The sequence below is a fragment of the Phyllobacterium sophorae genome (assembly GCF_003010965.1).
Lineage (GTDB): Bacteria > Pseudomonadota > Alphaproteobacteria > Rhizobiales > Rhizobiaceae > Phyllobacterium > Phyllobacterium sophorae.
The window spans coordinates 499,229-517,992 of the sequence record NZ_PGGM01000001.1; the positions used below are offsets into that span (position 1 = coordinate 499,229).

Annotated in this window: 14 protein-coding genes; 12 read left to right on the plus strand and 2 right to left on the minus strand. The window is 58.7% G+C overall.

Annotated elements, in window-relative coordinates:
* Positions 1 to 107 precede the first annotated feature (107 nt).
* Both CU103_RS02505 and CU103_RS02510 read left to right on the plus strand, forming a co-directional pair.
* Entirely contained in the window at positions 108 to 530 is a 423-nt protein-coding gene (locus CU103_RS02505; RefSeq protein ID WP_106662313.1) for an Hsp20 family protein, read from the plus strand.
* A 56-nt stretch (positions 531 to 586) separates the two neighbouring features.
* Positions 587 to 844 (plus strand): BQ00720 family protein, encoded by a 258-nt coding sequence (locus tag CU103_RS02510; RefSeq protein WP_100000676.1) that lies wholly within the window; start codon positions 587 to 589, stop codon positions 842 to 844.
* A 118-nt stretch (positions 845 to 962) separates the two neighbouring features.
* On the opposite strand, the gene pncB is transcribed toward CU103_RS02510, so the two are convergent.
* Complete coding sequence (gene pncB, locus CU103_RS02515; RefSeq protein ID WP_106662314.1) at positions 963 to 2,270, minus strand: nicotinate phosphoribosyltransferase; 1,308 nt, start codon at positions 2,268 to 2,270, stop codon at positions 963 to 965.
* A gap of 273 nt (positions 2,271 to 2,543) precedes the next feature.
* On the opposite strand from pncB, the gene CU103_RS02520 reads away from it, so the two are divergent.
* The 6 genes from CU103_RS02520 (at position 2,544) to preA (ending at position 12,936) form a co-directional block, all read left to right on the plus strand.
* Positions 2,544 to 3,719 carry an efflux RND transporter periplasmic adaptor subunit gene (locus CU103_RS02520; RefSeq protein WP_106662315.1) on the plus strand — a complete coding sequence of 392 codons (1,176 nt, stop codon included), beginning with the start codon at positions 2,544 to 2,546 and terminating at the stop codon, positions 3,717 to 3,719.
* Between the two features lie 6 nt (positions 3,720 to 3,725).
* Positions 3,726 to 6,857, plus strand: coding sequence for an efflux RND transporter permease subunit (locus tag CU103_RS02525; protein WP_106662316.1), 3,132 nt, complete (start codon positions 3,726 to 3,728; stop codon positions 6,855 to 6,857).
* 275 nt (positions 6,858 to 7,132) lie between these two features.
* Positions 7,133 to 8,635, plus strand: a complete 1,503-nt coding sequence (locus CU103_RS02530) for an alpha-L-rhamnosidase-related protein (protein WP_106662317.1) — start codon at positions 7,133 to 7,135, stop codon at positions 8,633 to 8,635.
* A 32-nt stretch (positions 8,636 to 8,667) separates the two neighbouring features.
* On the plus strand, positions 8,668 to 9,969 hold the full coding sequence (locus CU103_RS02535) for a hypothetical protein (RefSeq protein ID WP_106662318.1): 1,302 nt from the start codon (positions 8,668 to 8,670) through the stop codon (positions 9,967 to 9,969).
* Positions 9,970 to 10,156: 187 nt separating this feature from the next.
* Positions 10,157 to 11,614 (plus strand): NAD(P)-dependent oxidoreductase, encoded by a 1,458-nt coding sequence (locus CU103_RS02540; RefSeq protein WP_106662319.1) that lies wholly within the window; start codon positions 10,157 to 10,159, stop codon positions 11,612 to 11,614.
* A gap of 11 nt (positions 11,615 to 11,625) precedes the next feature.
* Complete coding sequence (preA, locus tag CU103_RS02545; RefSeq protein ID WP_106662320.1) at positions 11,626 to 12,936, plus strand: NAD-dependent dihydropyrimidine dehydrogenase subunit PreA; 1,311 nt, start codon at positions 11,626 to 11,628, stop codon at positions 12,934 to 12,936.
* A gap of 10 nt (positions 12,937 to 12,946) precedes the next feature.
* Here preA and rutR read toward each other — a convergent pair whose 3' ends face one another.
* Complete coding sequence (gene rutR / locus CU103_RS02550) at positions 12,947 to 13,603, minus strand: HTH-type transcriptional regulator RutR (RefSeq protein ID WP_106662321.1); 657 nt, start codon at positions 13,601 to 13,603, stop codon at positions 12,947 to 12,949.
* A gap of 208 nt (positions 13,604 to 13,811) precedes the next feature.
* On the opposite strand from rutR, the gene aptA reads away from it, so the two are divergent.
* The 4 genes from aptA to CU103_RS02570 are packed head-to-tail and all read left to right on the plus strand — an operon-like array spanning position 13,812 to position 18,750.
* Positions 13,812 to 15,137, plus strand: a complete 1,326-nt coding sequence (gene aptA, locus CU103_RS02555; protein WP_106662322.1) for an omega-aminotransferase AptA — start codon at positions 13,812 to 13,814, stop codon at positions 15,135 to 15,137.
* An 11-nt stretch (positions 15,138 to 15,148) separates the two neighbouring features.
* The gene (locus CU103_RS02560; protein ID WP_106662323.1) at positions 15,149 to 16,396 is read left to right on the plus strand and encodes a Zn-dependent hydrolase; all 1,248 of its coding nucleotides are present in this window, start codon (positions 15,149 to 15,151) and stop codon (positions 16,394 to 16,396) included.
* A 60-nt stretch (positions 16,397 to 16,456) separates the two neighbouring features.
* Positions 16,457 to 17,911: a dihydropyrimidinase gene (gene hydA, locus CU103_RS02565; protein ID WP_106662324.1), complete on the plus strand. Its 1,455-nt coding sequence runs from the start codon at positions 16,457 to 16,459 to the stop codon at positions 17,909 to 17,911.
* Positions 17,911 to 18,750: an ABC transporter ATP-binding protein gene (locus tag CU103_RS02570; protein ID WP_106662325.1), complete on the plus strand. Its 840-nt coding sequence runs from the start codon at positions 17,911 to 17,913 to the stop codon at positions 18,748 to 18,750. The genes hydA and CU103_RS02570 overlap by 1 nt, the downstream gene beginning before the upstream one ends.
* Positions 18,751 to 18,764: the final 14 nt, after the last annotated feature.

The following is an 18,764-nucleotide window of genomic DNA, read 5'->3' on the forward strand; positions in this document are numbered from 1 at the left end:
CTCTGAGATTCTATCGACCATATCAAAGGACAGAAGTGAAATGCCATCAACGATCGGACAAGATCACGGGTTTTGCTTTTAGGTCGCTTCTCTCAAGGACTGCACAAATGACACGAATGACACCATTTTCAAGCCCCTTGCTGCTTGGTTTCGACTCGATGGAAAAGACGCTGGAGCGCATTGCCAAATCCGGCGACGGCTATCCGCCTTACAATATCGAGCGTATCCGCGGCAAGAATGACTGTGAACAGCTTCGAATTGTTCTCGCCGTTGCGGGTTTCTCGAACGACGATCTCGAAGTGACCACGGAAGACAATCAACTGGTCATTCGCGGCAGGCAGGCCGATGAAGGCGAGCGTGAATATTTGCATCGTGGCATAGCCGCACGTCAGTTCCAGCGCATTTTCGTTCTTGCTGATGGAATGCGTGTCAGCGCCGCCACTTTGAAGAATGGGCTTCTGTCGATCGATCTCGACCGTCCGGAACCCGAACGATTGGTCAAGCGCATCAACATCGCGGTACAGGACTGATCGTAGCTCTAACAGGACAGGGCTTGGAAAAAGACTGTCCGAACACGGAGGCTAATATGCAAAACTCTGTTCACAAGAATCTCCTGAGCGAACTCGAATTCGCGCGCCTTGGCGCCGGACAGGTCGCCTACATGCGCAAGGTCAAAACCGATGACCTCGCCCACAGTTTTCCGGCTCTTCCGCCAATGACCCCCGGTGTCGAGCTCTGGGCGCTCTTTGCCGCCAATGGCGACCCGATTGTGCTTTCGGATGAACGCGACAACGTTCTTGTCGGCGCGCAGGAACACGAACTGCGCACCGTTATGCTGCAGTAGTAAACGATCTAGACGCGGAAGATGGCAGGGCCGATGCATCCATATCGGCCTTGCCAAACCCCTTGACCTTGTCCGCGAATGCCCCGGCAGAACGGACCTATTCGGCCGGAAATTGCTTCTAGACCTTGACGGCCTGTTCCACGCGGTCCACCGCTCCAAACAACTCCAGATAACGTTTGATTTCCGCCGGATCGCCCGTGGCCTTTTTCGGATTGTCGGAAAGCTTGACAGCCGGACGGCCATTGGCCTCACTGACCTTGCAGACAAGTGAGATCGCATTCAGGCGGTCGTTGTAACGGGGCGCGCAATCTTCGAAATCATTGGTGAGATTGGTTCCCCAACCAAAACTCATGCGCACCTTGCCTCTGAAGTGATGATAGGTCTCCTCGATCGTATCGACGTCGAGCCCATCGGAAAACACCAGAAGCTTCTGGCGCGGGTCCTTGCCCCTCGCCCGCCACCAGGCAAGAATTTTCTCTCCGCCTTCGATCGGTGGTGCGCTGTCGGGTCGAAAACCGGTCCAGTCCGCCACCCAGTCCGGGGCATCGCGCAGAAATGCGGCTGTGCCGAACGCGTCCGGCAATACGATGAGCAAATTGCCGCCATAGTAACGATTCCAGTCCTGCAGCACCTTGTAGGGTGATTTCAGCAGTTCTGCCTTTGTGGTGCTCAAGGCAGCAAGCACCATCGGCAGTTCATGCGCATTGGTGCCGAGGGCTTCCAGGTCGTTGTCCATCGCCATCAGCACATTGCTCGTGCCGGTAAAGGCTTCGCCGATGCCTTCCTTCAACGCTTCGACGCACCAGCGCTGCCAGAGGAAGGAATGGCGGCGGCGCGTGCCGAAATCGGAAATCCGGATATCGGGGAGCGCGCGCAGGCGTTCCACCTTCGCCCACATCTTGGCCTTGGCACGGGCATAGAGAACATCAAGCTCGAAGCGTCCCATCTTTTTCATGGCGGCGCGCGAGCGCAATTCGTTGATAATGGTCAGCGCCGGAATCTCCCACATGGTGGTATACATCCACGGGCCGTAGAAATTCAGCTCATACTGGCCGTCACGCCGGGTGAGCTCATATTCCGGCAGCTGGAAATTCGACAGCCATTCGAGAAAATCCGGTTCGAAAATCTGCCGCTTGCCATAGAACGTGTTACCGCCGAGCCAGATCATCTCCTTCTTGGAAAACCGGACCGTCCGGGCATGATCGAGCTGCTCGCGCAACTCCTGTTCATCGATTTCATCGGAAAGACGCACCTTGGTCGTGCGGTTGATCAGCGTGAAAGTCGCATCCACCTTCGGATAGACGCCCCATATCATCTGCAGCATCAGCAATTTGTAGAAATCCGTGTCGAGCAGGCTACGGACGATCGGATCGAGTTTCCACGTGTGGTTGAACACACGCCGTGCAATATCGGTCTTCGTCGCCATCGACTGCTTTCCTTACGAATTCTTCATCCATCATCTTGCACGGCAGAAACGCACCATCAAGCAGAGACCAGCGAATCCGGCCAAATTTGGCGATCCGTTCACCTGCGCTCACTTCCATTAAATCTTTGTAACCTCACCGAATTGTCATTAACGGAGGCATCAAAGCTCTTTATCCTGCAACCAGCACGTGTTCGCGCTGTAGCGCGCGTTAGGGTATAATCAATGTCACGCTGGCTCTGCTTTTGTTGCGGGACCGGCGTTTTGGAGTGGTATATGAAGGTTTGGAAGCAATTGGCTTTGGCGTTGGTGATTCTGGTTGCCGCTGGAGCTGGCTGGCTGTTCCTGTTTCCCGGTGCGAATGACCTTTTGAAAAAGGCGGGTATAGATCGCAATGCAACGGCAGCGACAGAACCAGCCAAGGGCCGTCAGGGGCAAAGGCGCAGCGGACAGGCGCTACCGCTGGTTGTCGTGCGCACTGCAGCGGAGTCCAAGATCAACGACCGGCTGACGGCGATCGGTACCGGTAAGGCGAAGAGTTCGGTAGCAGTCACCCCGTTCACAGCCGGCCGCTTGACCGAGATTCTCGTGGCATCCGGGACCAAAGTGAAAGACGGCGATGTGATTGCCCGCCTTGATTCCGAAGCAGAAGCCATCCTCGTCGATAAGGCGCGGGTTGCCCTGAAAGACGCACAGACCAAGCTCAGCCGCGCGGAAAGCCTGCGCTTGAGTAACACAGTATCTGCCGTTCAGCTTTCGGAAGCTGAACTGGCCGTCGACAATGCCGCTCTCAACGTTCGCGAGGCCGAACTCGCGCTGGATCGCCGTGCCATCAAAGCCCCAATCGGCGGTATTGTCGGCATCCTGCCGATCAATGCGGGTAACTACATCACGACAACGACCACGGTCGCGATGATTGATGACCGATCCGACCTCCTGGTCGATTTCTGGGTTCCGGAACGTTTTGCGCCGGCCATCACCATCGATCTGCCGGTAACGGCGACATCGATCGCCCGTCCGGGTGAAACCTTCAAGGGCGCGATCAGCGCCATCGACAACCGTGTCGATCCGGCAAGCCGCACGCTGCACGTTCAGGCCAAGATCACCAATCCGAACGATGCCTTGCGCGAAGGCATGGCATTTCAGATATCGATCGGTTTTCCCGGCGACACCTATCCTACCGTTGATCCTCTGGCCATCCAGTGGGGCACCGACGGTGCCTATGTCTGGAAGATCACCGACAATAAGGCGGCGCGCGTGCCGGTGCGTGTCGTGCAGCGCAATACTGCCTCGGTGCTGGTCGATGCGGCCATCGAGCCCGGCGATCAGATCGTTGCCGAGGGTGTGCAGTCGGTCCGGCAGGGGGAGCTTGTCCAGATTCAGGGGCAGCCAGCTCCCAAGGACAGCAGCACGAACGAAGGACCGTTGGCTTCCGCCGGCGAGCAGGGGTGACTTCCCGTGAACACGTCCCAGAGCCAGGCTGACTTCACAGCGCTTTTTATTCGCCGTCCGGTCATGGCGCTGGTGCTCAACGCCCTGATCGTCGTTGCCGGCCTTGCCGCCTATTACGGTGTCGATGTGCGCGAGCTGCCCGATGTCGATCGTCCGGTCGTCACCGTTTCGACGGATTTCGAATCAGCTGCGGCCGAGACCGTGGATCGCGAGCTGACGTCGGCCATCGAAGGCGCGGTTTCGCGTGTCTCCGGGGTCAAATCCATCTCGTCCAGCTCCTCGTTCGGCAATAGCCGCGTCACCGTCGAATTCAACGATGATGTGGATCTCAATGTCGCTGCCGCCGACATGCGCGATGCGATCAGCCGTATCAGCAACACACTGCCGGACGACGCCGATCCTCCGCGCATCGTCAAGGCGGACGCGAACTCGGATGCTGTCATGCGTCTTGCTGTCACCTCCAACATCATGGCGGTGGAGGACATGACGGTTCTTGTCGAGGATCAGATCGAGGATGTGCTTGCTTCGGTACCGGGCGTCGCCGATGTCCAGATCAATGGCAATCGCAGCAAGATTTTTCGGATCGACATCAATCAGGGCAAAGTCGCCAGCCTTGGTATGAATATTGCAGACATTCGCAACGCTCTGAACACGATGGCCTTCGATACACCGGCGGGACAGCTCAACAGCAACGATCAAAGCATCGTGGTGCGGGCACAGGCGCCGGTGCAGACGCCGGAGGATTTCGAAAACATCATCATCAAGGGGCAGACCAAGATCCGCGATGTGGCAACGGTGACGATGGGTCCCGATATTGGCACCTCGACCTTGCGCGCCAATGGCAAGGCCGGCATCGGCCTTGGTATTATCCGCCAGGCGCAGTCGAATACGCTCGACATATCCACAGGGGTTCGCGCTGCCGTCGCGCAGCTCCAGAAGACCTTGCCCGAAGGCGTAGACATTCGCGTGACCAGCGACGATGCCGATTTCGTCAACGGCGCGGTACACGAGGTGGAGATCGCGCTCGGGGTGTCGGTCATCATCATCATCCTGATCATCTATCTGTTCCTGTGGGATATTCGCGCCACCCTGATCCCGGCTGTCGCCCTGCCGGTCGCGCTGATCGGCACGATCTCGGCCATTTATCTCGCCGGGTTTTCGATCAATATTCTGACATTGCTCGCGCTCGTTCTGGCCACGGGCCTTGTGGTCGACGATGCGATCGTCGTGCTTGAGAATATTGTGCGCCGGCGCAATCAGGGGATGGGCCCGCGCGCCGCAGCGGTCCTTGGCACGCAAGAGGTGTTCTTTGCGGTCGTGGCAACCACTGTGACGCTTGCAGCCGTCTTTGTGCCACTCTCCTTCCTGCCGGGGCAGACTGGCGGCCTCTTCCGCGAGTTCGGCTTCGTGCTTGCAATCTGCGTGCTTCTGTCCGCGGTGGTTGCGCTGACCCTTTGCCCCATGCTTGCCTCACGGCTGCTGAGCGTGAGCGAAGCCAAGCATGAGGACGTTACGCGCGCGCCGGGGCTGGTGGCCCGTATCGGCGGATGGCTGGGCGGACTCTATCGCCGCCTGCTGCATGCCTGCCTGGCGGGTCCATGGATTGTCGTCGTGATATCGCTGCTGTTTGCCGGCGGTGCATTTGGCGCCTTTTCCTTGCTCAAGCAGGAATTGACGCCGCCCGAAGACCGCGCGTCCGCCTTCCTGCGCATTACTGCTCCGCAGGGCGTCAGCCTTGAATATCTTGGTGACGAGATGCGGAAGATCGAGACCCTGATCCAGCCGTTGCGCGATTCCGGCGAGATCCAGAACACTTTCTCCATAGCCGGCCAGAACGGCAATACCAACCGCGGCTTCATGGTGCTCAGTCTCGCCACGTGGAAAGACCGGGCGAGAAGCCAGCAGGAAATCATCACCGACGTTTCGAGGCGCGTGCGTAACGTTCCCGGCATCCAGGTTTTCGCGGCTCAGCCGAATTCGCTTGGCATTCGCGGGGCGGGCAATGGGCTGCAATTTGCCGTTGTCGGTACCAGCTATTCTGAGCTGGGCACGACGGCTGCAAAGCTGGTGTCAGAGCTGGAAAAGGACAGCCGCTTCGATCGCCCGCGGCTTACCAACGAGCCGACGCAGCCACAATTGGCTGTGTCGATCGACCGCGAGCGTGCCTCCGATCTGGGGATTGATATCACGGGCCTTGCTCAGGCGTTGCAGTCGGTACTCGACGGCTACAAGATCGGCTCCGTCTACATTGAAGACCGCAGTTTCGACGTGAAGCTCGTCTCGACGACCAATCCGATCAACGATCCGACTGATCTGGAAAATGTCTTCCTGCGGACCGGAGACGGACGTTTTGTCCCGATGTCGACGATTGCAAAGCTCGCCGAAGTTGCCGTCCCCCCGGCGCTGACGCGTGAACAGCAGATGCGCTCCGTCGCCATAACGTCGGGTCTGCGCTCCGACTTCGCGCTCGGCGATGCCTACAGGGTCGCGCAGGAAGTCGCAGCCCCGTTGCTGCCACCCGGATACCGTCTCATCCCGCTCGCCGAAGCGGCGACGCTGGGTGAAAACTCTTCCAGCATGGCGATCACGTTCGGGTTCGCCCTCCTCATTATCCTCCTGGTTCTGGCTGCCCAGTTCGAGAGCTTCATCAGTGCCGTCATCGTCATGGCAACAGTGCCGCTCGGCCTTGCCTGCGCGGTGTACGCAATGCTGCTGACGGGCACGAGCATGAATGTCTACAGCCAGATCGGGCTGGTTCTGCTTGTCGGTATCATGGCCAAGAATGGCATTCTGATCGTTGAATTCGCCAATCATCTGCGCGATCAGGGCAGAAGTGTTCGGCAGGCGATCGAGGAGGCGTCGAATATTCGCCTGCGGCCCGTCGTGATGACCATGCTCTGCGCCATTCTTGGCGGTGTCCCGCTGGTGCTCGCCAGCGGCGCAGGTGCCGAAGCCCGTATTGCACTCGGCTGGGTCATCGTGGGCGGCCTTGGCATGGCAACCGCCTCGACATTGTTCCTGACCCCGGTCGCCTATCTGCTGCTGGCAGGGTTCTCCAAGCCCAAGGCCGAAGAGGAAGCGCGGCTCAACCGCGAGCTGCTCGAAGTCATCTCGCAGCCGCCGCTCGCTGCTGAGTAAGGGCCAGCCAAGACAACCCGAACCACGGAGACTGCGCCGTCATCGTCTTGGGTCAGACGGTCATATACCTTGGTCTCATTGACGCAAGGGCGCAAAAACAGCTATCAAATCGATTGAATTTTGCCTGGGAGACTAGAACCGTATTTTTATATACCGAGTGCTTTCACTCGATTTGCCCGGTGCGGTGACCCTATTTTATTGCCTGTCCTCGGGTGTTGAACCCCAGGGCACACATTTTCATAAGAACGATACTTTATTGATTTCGGGAGGAATTCATGCCGTTGAACAGGTTTGCGCTTGCCGCTTTGCTCGGCTGTATCATGCTTGCTGGTTGCAACGAATCAGACAATTCGGTGAAGCAAAACAACCCATCCGGCACGTTTGCCGCCTGTGAGCAGGGTACCTTCGTCGACGGCAAGTGCGTGGTGACGCCGGACGTCACCGTCAAGGAATGCCCTGCGGGGAGCGCCCTGGACGGCAGCCAGTGCATAGTGACGCCGGACGTGGTCACCAAGGCGTGCGTTCAAGGTACACTCGTGGATGGCAAGTGCGTGGTGACGCCAGAAGTCAAGTGTACGGCGGGTACACTGGTGGACGGAGAATGCGTAGCGACTTCTGCTCTACAGGTTGATCCGGTCAATCCGGACGATGGACAAGCAGGGGTCACCTTGGGGCAACAATCGGCAACTATAATGGCTGGCCCTGCGACAAGTGAGCAGCGCAGCTACCAGTTGACCAGTACTCAGGAACAGCGCAGCGGCAAGAGCAAGTCGCTTGCCATCACGGAACAAGCCGGCCGGCCGGTGATCCGCACTGGCAGCAAATTGTTCGACGGCCTGTTTGCCCTGGCGATCCAGGAAGCCGGGGACCTGACCGTGCGCAAGATCAGGGATGGCGCTTACAATGGCAACGAGCCTATCGACTGTGGCGGCACTGCGGGCTGTTTCCAGACCGGAGCGTCGTGGACCTATGTCTGGACGCGGGACACATCCTGTGCGATCGACCTCGGGCTTGCGCAGATCGATCCGCAAGTTGCCAAGAACAGCCTGCTTTTCAAAATATCGGCGCATCGCAATACGACAGGTCCCGGAGCCGGTACGACCGAAATTGTCCAGGACACCGGCAGTGGTGGAAGCTGGCCAATCAGTACCGACCGTGTCGTCTGGGCGCGCGCCGCCTTCGAACTGCTCAAATACCTGGATGGTGAGGACCGGATAGCATTCCTAAACACCGCCTATGCGGCAATTGCCAGCACCATCGAAAGCGACCGTCCCGCCGCTTATGACGGTCGCGACGGACTCTATCGCGGCGAGACCTCGTTCCTCGATTGGCGCGAACAAACCTATCCTTCGTGGACGAAAGACACCGTCGTGCATATTGCCATGTCGAAAGCGCTTTCGACCAATATGAACCACTGGAAAATCCTCGACGTCGCAGCGAGCATGGCCGCCGAACTGGGTATCGCCGAGGCAGCCCAAAAATATGCGGCGTGGGCCACTGAGCTAAAAGTGGCAATCAACAAGGAGCTCTGGCTCGAAGATGCCGGTCTCTACAGCATCATGAAACCCACCGAGCTCGATCAGGCGCCGGTACGCCGCTATGAGCTGCTGGGTGAAGCGCTGGCCATTGGCGACGGTATTGCCGATGATAAAAGGACAGCGAGCATCCTGCAAAATTACCGCATACGGCTGTTGGCGCTGCCGTCGTCTGGCCGCAAACAGCAGACGCCGGCGTCTATCATAACAGGGCGATCTGGCCGTTTGTTTCCAGCTATCTGATCAAGACCGCCGCCAAGGGGCGCAATGCCGATGTGGTCAACCGCAATTTCGCAACGCTGGTCAATGGCGCGGCGTTGAACCTGTCGAACATGGAGAACTTCCAGTTCGACAATCTGTCGCCTGTCACCCCCGCAATCAATTCGGACAAGCAACTATGGTCCGCCGGCGGCTATATCGGCGCGGTCTTGGATGTTGTGTTTGGGCGGGATACCGATCAGACCGGCATTCGTTTTGCGCCCTTTATCACCAAGCAGATGCACAAGGATGTTTTCAATGGCGCCAGGCAGTTGCAGCTCAGAAATCTCGACTACCGGGGGAAGAAAATCACGGTCAAGGTGAATTTGCCCGCACTGGGCGCGAGCCTGGATGGCGCCTACACAATCAAGACCATGAGCGTTGACGGCGAGCAGCAGTTCGATCTGACGAAACATACGCTCGCCGCGCAACTGAAGAGCGAGGGGCCGAACATCTTTGAGATCGGCCTGATCGACAACACCGAAAATGGCGGAACGGCAAAGGTAACCTTAGACTCCGACTATTACGGTCCGGCTATGGTCAGTCTCAACATGACGCCAGGCAATTGGGCGGCGACAAAAGGGGCCGACGGCTTGGTCAATCTGTCCTGGACCGACGGGACGCCGGAGGGAACCACCATCAGCGTCTATCGTAATGGTACGCGCGTTGCGACCGGCGTCACCGGCAGCAATTGGAGCGACCCGGACAGCAATGCCGCCAACCCCGGCACCAGCAATCAGGCATTGTGCTATTCGCTGGAACGGCAATATGACAGGGGGTTGAGGAACGTGTCGCAGCGGACCAATCCCGCGTGCTACTGGGGTGACAGCAGATTGACATTCCTCGGTGCCTTTAATGCGACCAACAACTCGGTTCCTGGTTCTGTCACGCGACGCGCAGACGATGAGCACGGTCGGAATTCCTGGGCCGATTGGGGAACGCCTGGCGAGGTGCTGACTTTCACATTCACGCCAACCATCAGCGGCACCTATGATATCTTGTTGCCCTACGGCAACAACTTCAACAACCCCACGACGGGCATAACAGCGGGGGTGAAGCAGATGGAGGTCGTCCAGGGTACCGATACGGTGGCCAAGTCCGTCCTCGTCATGCCACATCTGTTGAACTGGACGATCTGGGGCGAATCAACACCCCTTCAGGTCAAACTCGTCGAGGGTAGGAGCTATACGATCAGGGTCAGCGACTATTACAATATGTCATATCTCGCATCCAACGCGCTCTATGGTGGCAGCGGCGGCGCGGCGCCACTCAACCGCGTCAATATTGGCGGTATTACATTGCGGCGCAGATTTGACTGATGTCCCTCTGCATGTTCTGGCTCTGTTTTTACCGAGCCAATTTTTCTTGACCGTTTGATAAAAAATTTGACCTTTTATGAAAATCTGCCATTCTTCGCATGAGAGGTGCCGGACGAACCGGCCCATCATGAAAATGACTGCGATCCACAGGGAACCGGACGCAAGTCAATAGAGGAGATGCGATTTCATGGGATCGATCGATTCTGGAATCCGTGACGTCAGAGCCGGGCGACTCGCTTCCGACGCCTACGCAGACGTGTTTTCCGATCTTCACCCGCCACTCACCCGGCATGAAGCCTTTGTCGAATCGGACCGGTGCTATTTCTGCTATGACGCGCCATGCATGAATGCCTGCCCGACGGGCATCGACATTCCGCTGTTTATTCGCGAGATCAATGCGGACAATCCCACCGGATCGGCCAAGACCATTCTTTCGGAAAACATCCTTGGCGGCATGTGTGCCCGCGTCTGTCCGACGGAAACCCTGTGCGAACAGGCCTGTGTTCGCGAAGTCGCCGAAGGCAAGCCGGTAAAGATCGGCCTGTTGCAGCGCTATGCCACCGACCACCTGATGACAAATGGCCAGCATCCTTTCAAGCGCGCCGAATCGACAGGCAAGTCCGTTGCCATTGTCGGCGCCGGACCGGCAGGGCTGTCCGCCGCGCACCGCCTGGCGATGCATGGCCACGACGTGACGATTTTCGAGGCGCGGCCCAAGGCTGGCGGCCTCAATGAATATGGCATCGCCTCCTATAAGAGCGTCGACAATTTTGCCCAGAAGGAAGTCGACTTCATTCTCGAGATCGGCGGCATCACGATCCAGAACGACAAGGCCCTGGGCCGCGATATCAGCCTCGACGCATTGCGAGCGGGCTTTGATGCGGTGTTCCTCGGCATGGGCCTTCCCGGCGTCAATGAGCTCGGACTGGAAGGCGACGACGCTGCCGGTTGCATCGATGCGGTGGACTACATCTCGGTTCTGCGCCAGAGCGACGACCTTTCGCAAATCCCGGTTGGCCGTGATGTCGTTGTCATTGGCGGCGGCATGACCGCCATCGACGTTGCCGTCCAGACGAAACTGCTCGGCGCCGAAAATGTCATTATCGCCTATCGCCGCGGTCCGGAACACATGAATGCCAGCGCATATGAGCAGGAACTTGCACTGAAAAACGGCGTGATCATCCGCCATTGGCTGCAACCGCGCGCATTGACCCGCAACGCGCATGGCGAAGTCTGTGGCATTACGCTGGACTACACCGTCATGGCCGACGGCCGGCTCAGCACCTCGGGCGAGAGCATTACGCTGGCCAGCGACCAGATATTCAAGGCGATCGGCCAGACGCCGGCTCAAACCGTTCTGACGGAAGCAGGTATTGCACTGTCCAAGGGGCGTATCAGCGTTGATGACGAGGGTCGAACCTCGATCCCCGGTATCTGGGCGGGCGGCGATTGCATCGCCGGCGGCGAGGACCTGACAGTCGCGGCGGTGCAAGACGGCAAGCTTGCGGCCGAATCCATTCATCGCACCCTGATGCAGCAGCCGGACAAGGTCAGCGGTTTCGTCGAAGCCGTCATGGCCGGGAATTCCGAGGGAGCATCCACACCGGGGCAGAACCCCAATCATCCAAGCCACGTCACCGGCTAAAGGAAACGACCATGGCCGATCTTTCATCGAACTTTCTTGGCATCAAATCTCCAAACCCATTTTGGCTGGCTTCGGCACCGCCGACTGACAAGGCCTATAATGTCGAGCGCGCCTTCAAGGCCGGCTGGGGCGGCGTTGTCTGGAAGACCCTCGGCGAAGAGGGGCCGCCGGTCGTCAATGTCAACGGTCCGCGCTACGGCGCGATCCACGGTCCGGACCGGCGCTTGCTCGGCTTCAACAATATCGAACTCATCACCGACCGACCGCTCGAAGTAAACCTGCGGGAAATGACCGAGGTGAAGAAGAAGTGGCCGGATCGCGCCCTCATCGCCTCGATCATGGTGCCTTGCGAGGAGGAATCCTGGAAAGCCATCCTGCCGCTGGTCGAGGCCACCGGCTCCGACGGCATCGAGTTGAATTTCGGCTGCCCGCACGGCATGTCCGAGCGCGGCATGGGTGCCGCCGTCGGCCAAGTGCCGGAATATATCGAAATGGTCGTGCGCTGGTGCAAGCAATATACCCGCATGCCGGTTATCACCAAGCTGACCCCGAACATCACCGACATCCGCAAGCCGGCGCGCGCGGCAAAATCTGGCGGAACGGACGCAGTCTCGCTGATCAATACCATCAACTCGATCGTCTCCGTCGACCTCGACAATTTTGCTCCGGTGCCTTCCATTGACGGCCGCGGCTCCCATGGCGGCTATTGCGGCCCGGCCGTGAAGCCGATTGCGCTCAATATGGTGGCGGAAATTGCCCGTGATGCCGAAACGCGGGGCCTGCCAATCTCGGGCATTGGCGGCATTACTACCTGGCGCGATGCGGCGGAATTCATCGCGCTCGGCTGCGGCAATGTGCAGGTCTGCACCGCGGCAATGACCTATGGCTTCAAGATCGTTCAGGAGATGATTTCCGGCCTATCCGACTGGATGGATTCGCGCGGTTTCCGGACGATCGAGGATTTCCAGGGACTTGCCGTGCCGAATGTCTCGGATTGGCAGTATCTCAACCTCAATTACATTACCAAGGCGCAGATCGATCAGGACCTTTGCATCAAATGCGGCCGCTGCCACATTGCCTGTGAGGATACCTCTCACCAGGCGATCACTTCCATGGTCGACGGTGCGCGTCACTTCGAGGTGATCGACGAGGAGTGCGTCGGCTGCAATCTCTGCGTCAATGTCTGTCCGGTCGACAATTGCATCAGCATGGTGCCGATGACGTCCGGTGTCGATCCGCGCACCAAGCTGCCGATCCAGCCGGAATATGCCAACTGGACGACGCACCCGAACAATCCGATGGCAAAGGTGGCGGCGGAGTAGGATTTCTTGTTTAAACAGCGCGCGGGCGGATGCCGTTGAGAATAATGCTCAACACCGCTTGCGCCGTCTGTTCACGAAAACCGGGACGCCCAACCTGGTTGCCCATGATCGCGCGTACCTGCACGTCGAAATCCGCATAATGCTGGGTCGTTGCCCAGATCATGAAGATAAGATGGTAGGGATCGATCGGCGCGAGTTTGCCTTCGCCGACCCAGCGGCGAATGACGGTGGCCTTCTCGTCCACAAGCGGCTTCAGGTGTTTGGAGAGAAAATCGCTGATCGCCGGCGCGCCATGCAACACTTCGTTGGCGAAAAGGCGCGATGCTTCGGGATGGCTCTCCGACATGTTGATCTTCAGCGTGATGTATTTGCGCAATTGTTCGATCGGATCACCCTCCGGATCGATCTCGGCGAGCGGCGCCAGCCATTCCGCCAGAGTCTCCTCCAGCAGGGTCACGTAGATGTTTTGCTTGCGCGGAAAGTAATAGAGGAGGTTCGGTTTGGACATGCCGGCTTTCTCCGCGATCTGGTCGATCGTGGTGCCGCGAAACCCGTAAGTGGAGAAAACGTCCAGCGCAGCATCAAGAATAAGACGGCGATTGATCTCTTGTATGCGGGTCGTCTTTTCCGGGGTCTCGTTCGCCTTTTTCTTTGCGGCCCTCGCCATGCCTCTCATCCCTTTTTGATTCTGGCCCGACCGGCCCTTTCGTCGCATCCCGGAACTGCTCTAAAACCCCACAAAGCGCTTGACCGCTTTCTTATGCTCTTCTAGCCTGCATTTTGACCAAGTAGTCAAGTTTTTGATTGTGCCAGAGGTTCAATCATTCGGGAACATAAAACAAGCGGTAACATCCGCAATCTGGAGGCCTGATCACATGTCGCAACCGGCATTGGGAACCAACAACCTTGATGCGTTCTGGATGCCGTTCACGGCAAACCGGCAGTTCAAGCAAAATCCCCGTCTCCTGGTCAGCGCCAAGGATATGCATTTCAAGTCGCATGATGGCCGCGAGATTCTCGATGGAACGGCCGGGCTCTGGTGCTGCAACGCCGGACATGCCCGACCAAAGATCGTCGAGGCCGTACAGAAACAGGTTGCCGAACTCGACTACGCGCCCGCTTTCCAGATGGGCCATCCCAAAGTGTTCGAGCTCGCCGCCCGGCTCGCGGCCATGCTGCCATCGCCGATCGACCATGTATTCTTCACCAATTCCGGTTCGGAATCGGTGGATACGGCGCTGAAAATCGCGCTTGCCTATCACCGCGCCAAGGGTAACGGCACCAAGACCAAGCTGATCGGCCGCGAACGCGGCTATCATGGTGTCGGCTTCGGCGGCATTTCCGTCGGGGGCATTTCCGGTAATCGCAAGACTTTCGGCAATGCGCTGGGCGGCATCGATCACATTCGCCATACGCACGATCCGGCGCGCAATGCCTACACGCGCGGCGAGCCGGAATTTGGTGTCGAGTTTGCCGATGATCTGGAAAAGGTTATCGCCCTGCACGATGCCTCCAACATCGCTGCGGTTATCGTCGAGCCGGTGGCCGGTTCGACCGGTGTGCTCATCCCGCCGAAGGGTTACCTGAAGCGCCTGCGCGAGATCTGCACCAAGCACGACATATTGCTGATCTTCGACGAGGTCATCACCGGTTTCGGCCGTCTTGGAACACCGTTTGCCGTCGATTATTTCGGCGTCATCCCCGACCTCGTAACCACGGCCAAGGGCATTACCAGCGGTGTGATTCCGATGGGCGCGGTCTTCGCTACGAAGGAGATCTATGAAGCGTTCATGACTGGCCCGGAAAACATGATCGAGCTGTTCCACGGCTATACCTATTCCGGCCATCCGATCGCCTGCGCCGCGGCACTGGCGACGCTCGATACCTATGAAGACGAAGGCCTGATGACGAGAGCTGCCGATCTTTCGGAATATTGGGGCGACGCCCTGCACGCGCTGAAAGGCCTGCCGCATGTCATCGACATCCGCAATCTCGGTCTGATCGGCGCCATCGAGTTGCAGCCTATCGACGGCGCACCGACCAAGCGCGCGTTCCAGGCCTTCCTCGACGCCTACGAAAAAGGTGTGCTCATCCGTACGACCGGCGATATCATCGCGCTATCGCCGCCGCTCATCATCAGCAAGGGCCAGATCGAGCATCTTTTCGACACGCTGGCCGACGTTCTGAAGAACCTCGCATAAGGAGCTGCGCCATGACGCTCACGGGAAATCTCAGGATCAACGGCGACCGTCTCTGGGACAGTCTGATGGAGATGGCGAAGATCGGACCGGGCGTTCGTGGCGGCAACAACCGCCAGACACTGACCGACGAAGACGGCGAAGGCCGCCGGCTGTTCCAGTCCTGGTGCGAAAAGGCAGGCCTTGCCATGGGCGTCGACACCATGGGCAATATGTTCTTTACGCGTGCGGGGACCGATCCCGACGCATTGCCGGTCTATGTCGGCAGCCATCTCGATACCCAGCCGACCGGGGGCAAATTTGACGGCGTGCTTGGCGTCCTCGGCGGGCTCGAACTGATCCGTACACTGAATGATCTCAACATCCAGACCAAACATCCCATCGTCGTGGTCAATTGGACCAATGAGGAAGGCACACGCTTTGCGCCTGCCATGCTGGCCTCCGGAGTTTTTGCCGGCATCCACGAACAGGATTGGGCCTACGATCGCGAGGACGCCAAGGGCAAGAAGTTCGGCGACGAACTCGATCGCATCGGCTGGAAGGGCGACGAGAGTGTAGGAGCGCGCAAGATGCATGCGCTGTTCGAGCTGCACATCGAGCAGGGCCCTATTCTCGAAGCCGAGGGCAAGGATATAGGCGTCGTCACCCATGGCCAGGGCCTGTGGTGGCTGCAGATCACCCTGACCGGCAAGGAAAGCCATACCGGTTCGACGCCCATGCCGATGCGCAAGAATGCCGGGCTCGGCATGGCGCGCATCACCGAGCTCGTGCATACCATCGCCATGGCGCACCAGCCGGGTGCCGTCGGGGCAATCGGCCATGTGGACGTCTATCCGAACTCGCGCAACGTCATTCCGGGCAGGGTGGTTTTCACCGTTGATATCCGCTCGCCGGACCTTGCCACACTCAGCGCAATGAAGGCGGAAATCGAGGAGAAGGCGCCGCGGATTGCCAAAGAGCTCGGCCTTGAGATAGCAATCGAGGAGGCCGGTCATTTCGATCCGGTCACCTTCAATGAAGGCTGCGTGACCGCCGTTCGCAACGCCGCCGAACGGCTGGGTTACACACACCGCAATATTGTTTCCGGCGCGGGTCATGATGCCTGCTGGATCAATCGCGTTGCGCCAACTGCCATGGTCATGTGCCCCTGCGTCGACGGACTCAGCCACAATGAGGATGAAGATATTTCGAAGGAATGGGCTGCGGCGGGTGCAGACGTCCTGCTGCATGCGGTTCTGGAGACGGCGGAGATCCAGTCCTGAACAGTTAGCTCAAACATACGGCAACATGTTCGGAAAAAGACCAAGAAGGGGAACGGACACATGGCGACGAAAGTGATCAAGGGCGGTACAATCATTGCCGCCGACCGCACCTATAAGGCGGATGTCCTGATCGGCGGCGAAACCATCGCCGCCATCGGTGCTGATCTTTCCGGCGATGAGACTATAGACGCGACGGGATGCTATCTGATGCCGGGCGGCATAGATCCGCATACCCATCTTGAAATGCCTTTCATGGGCACGCATTCCTCCGACGATTTTGATACGGGCACGGCTGCCGCCCTCGCGGGTGGCACAACCATGGTCGTCGATTTCGTTCTGCCGGGCGCCGATGGTCTGCTCGTTGCCCTGCAGGATTGGTTCCAGAAGGCGGGCAAGGCCCGCACCGACTATTCCTTCCACATGGCGATCACCAGCTGGAACAAGCAGGTTTTCGACGAAATGCCGAAAGTGGTCGAGCGCGGTATCAACACCTTCAAGCATTTCATGGCCTATAAGGGTGCGCTGATGGTGGATGATGACGAGATGTTCGCGTCGTTCATGCGCTGCGCCGAGATCGGCGCCATGCCGCTGGTGCATGCGGAAAATGGCGACGTGGTTGCGCATCTCCAGCAGAAACTGCTGGCTGAAGGCAATACTGGTCCGGAAGCCCATGGCTATTCGCGCCCGCCGGAAGTCGAGGGTGAGGCGGCCAACCGTGCCATCATGATCGCCGATCAGGCCGGGGTGCCGCTCTACATCGTGCATGTCTCCTGTGAGCAGGCGCATGAAGCCATTCGCCGTGCCAGGGCAAAGGGCATGCGGGTCTATGGCGAGCCGCTGGTGCAGCACCTGACGCTCGATGAAAGCGAATACAAGAATGAGGACTGGGACTATGCGGCGCGCCGGGTGATGTCGCCACCTTTCCGCGACAAGATCCATCAGGATGGTCTGTGGGCTGGTCTTGCCTCGGGCAGCCTGCAGGTTGTCGCAACCGACCATTGCGCCTTTACCACGCAGCAAAAGCGCTTTGGCGTGGGCGATTTCACCAAGATCCCGAATGGCACGGGCGGGCTCGAAGACCGCATGCCCGTGCTGTGGACCAGGGGCGTGCGTACCGGGCGCCTGACGCCAAATGAATTTGTGGCTGTTACCTCCACCAATATTGCCCGCATTCTCAATATCTACCCGCGTAAGGGGGCGATCCTCCCGGGTTCCGATGCGGATATCGTCATCTGGGATCCGAACGCATCAAAGGTTATTTCGGCCAAGACCCAGAAATCCGCCATCGACTACAATGTCTTCGAGGGTATCGAAGTAACCGGCCTGCCGCGCATGACGCTGTCACGCGGCCAGATCGCCTTCAAGGATGGCGAGGTGCTGGCGCCAACGGGCAGCGGCCGCTTTGTCGAACGCGAAGCCAATGCCCCGGCAAATCGTGCACTTTCCACTTGGAAGGAATTGACGGCACCGCGTAGAGTGGAACGCGATCCGAAGAATATTCCGGCAGGCGTCTGATGACAGTCGTCGCGCTCCGACCCAAGGCGAAGACGATGGCAGATGCGGCGCCGAAAAATGTGATTGACGTCAAGGACCTGTCGCTGGTCTTCCAGACCAATGACGGACCCGTCAATGCTTTGTCCAACATCAATCTCGCCGTAAACGGCGGCGAGTTCGTCTCCTTCATCGGCCCGTCCGGCTGCGGCAAGACTACGCTGTTGCGAGTGATCGCCGATCTCGAACAGCCGACTTCGGGTACGATCTCCGTCAATGGCATGACGCCATCCGAGGCGCGGCAGAAACGCGGCTATGGCTATGTGTTCCAGGCTGCGGCACTTTACCCGTGGCGCACGATCGGGGGCAATATATCGCTTCCGCTGGAAGTGATGGGTGTGCCCAAGGCGGAACGCAAGGAGCGCATTGCCAGGAACCTGGAGCTGGTCAATCTTTCCGGTTTCGAGAAGAAGTTTCCGTGGCAACTTTCCGGGGGCATGCAGCAGCGCGCCTCCATCGCGCGCGCGCTTTCCTTCGATCCCGATTTGCTGCTGATGGACGAACCGTTTGGTGCGCTCGACGAAATCGTTCGCGATCACCTCAATGAGGAACTGCTGAAGCTCTGGGCGAAGACGCAAAAGACGGTGATCTTTGTCACCCACTCCATCCCGGAGGCGGTTTTCCTTTCCACCAAGATCGTGGTCATGAGTCCTCGGCCCGGCCGGATCCACGAGATCATCGATTGCAACCTCGGTTCGGAACGCACCCTCGATATCCGCGAAACCCCGAAGTTTCTCGAAATCGCCCACCGGGTGCGCGATGGGCTGCGCCACGGTCATTCCTACGACGAGGCGCATCTATGACGCCGAAGCGGGGC

Excerpts from the sequence above, each read along its gene's own strand:
- pncB (WP_106662314.1), bottom strand. The coding sequence starts at position 2,270 with ATGGCGACGAAGACCGATATTGCACGGCGTGTGTTCAACCACACGTGG.
- CU103_RS02560 (WP_106662323.1), top strand. The coding sequence starts at position 15,149 with ATGACGCTCACGGGAAATCTCAGGATCAACGGCGACCGTCTCTGGGAC.
- CU103_RS02510 (WP_100000676.1), top strand. The coding sequence starts at position 587 with ATGCAAAACTCTGTTCACAAGAATCTCCTGAGCGAACTCGAATTCGCG.
- CU103_RS02520 (WP_106662315.1), top strand. The coding sequence starts at position 2,544 with ATGAAGGTTTGGAAGCAATTGGCTTTGGCGTTGGTGATTCTGGTTGCC.
- rutR (WP_106662321.1), bottom strand. The coding sequence starts at position 13,603 with ATGGCGAGGGCCGCAAAGAAAAAGGCGAACGAGACCCCGGAAAAGACG.
- preA (WP_106662320.1), top strand. The coding sequence starts at position 11,626 with ATGGCCGATCTTTCATCGAACTTTCTTGGCATCAAATCTCCAAACCCA.
- hydA (WP_106662324.1), top strand. The coding sequence starts at position 16,457 with ATGGCGACGAAAGTGATCAAGGGCGGTACAATCATTGCCGCCGACCGC.
- CU103_RS02505 (WP_106662313.1), top strand. The coding sequence starts at position 108 with ATGACACGAATGACACCATTTTCAAGCCCCTTGCTGCTTGGTTTCGAC.
- aptA (WP_106662322.1), top strand. The coding sequence starts at position 13,812 with ATGTCGCAACCGGCATTGGGAACCAACAACCTTGATGCGTTCTGGATG.
- CU103_RS02530 (WP_106662317.1), top strand. The coding sequence starts at position 7,133 with ATGCCGTTGAACAGGTTTGCGCTTGCCGCTTTGCTCGGCTGTATCATG.
- CU103_RS02570 (WP_106662325.1), top strand. The coding sequence starts at position 17,911 with ATGACAGTCGTCGCGCTCCGACCCAAGGCGAAGACGATGGCAGATGCG.
- CU103_RS02540 (WP_106662319.1), top strand. The coding sequence starts at position 10,157 with ATGGGATCGATCGATTCTGGAATCCGTGACGTCAGAGCCGGGCGACTC.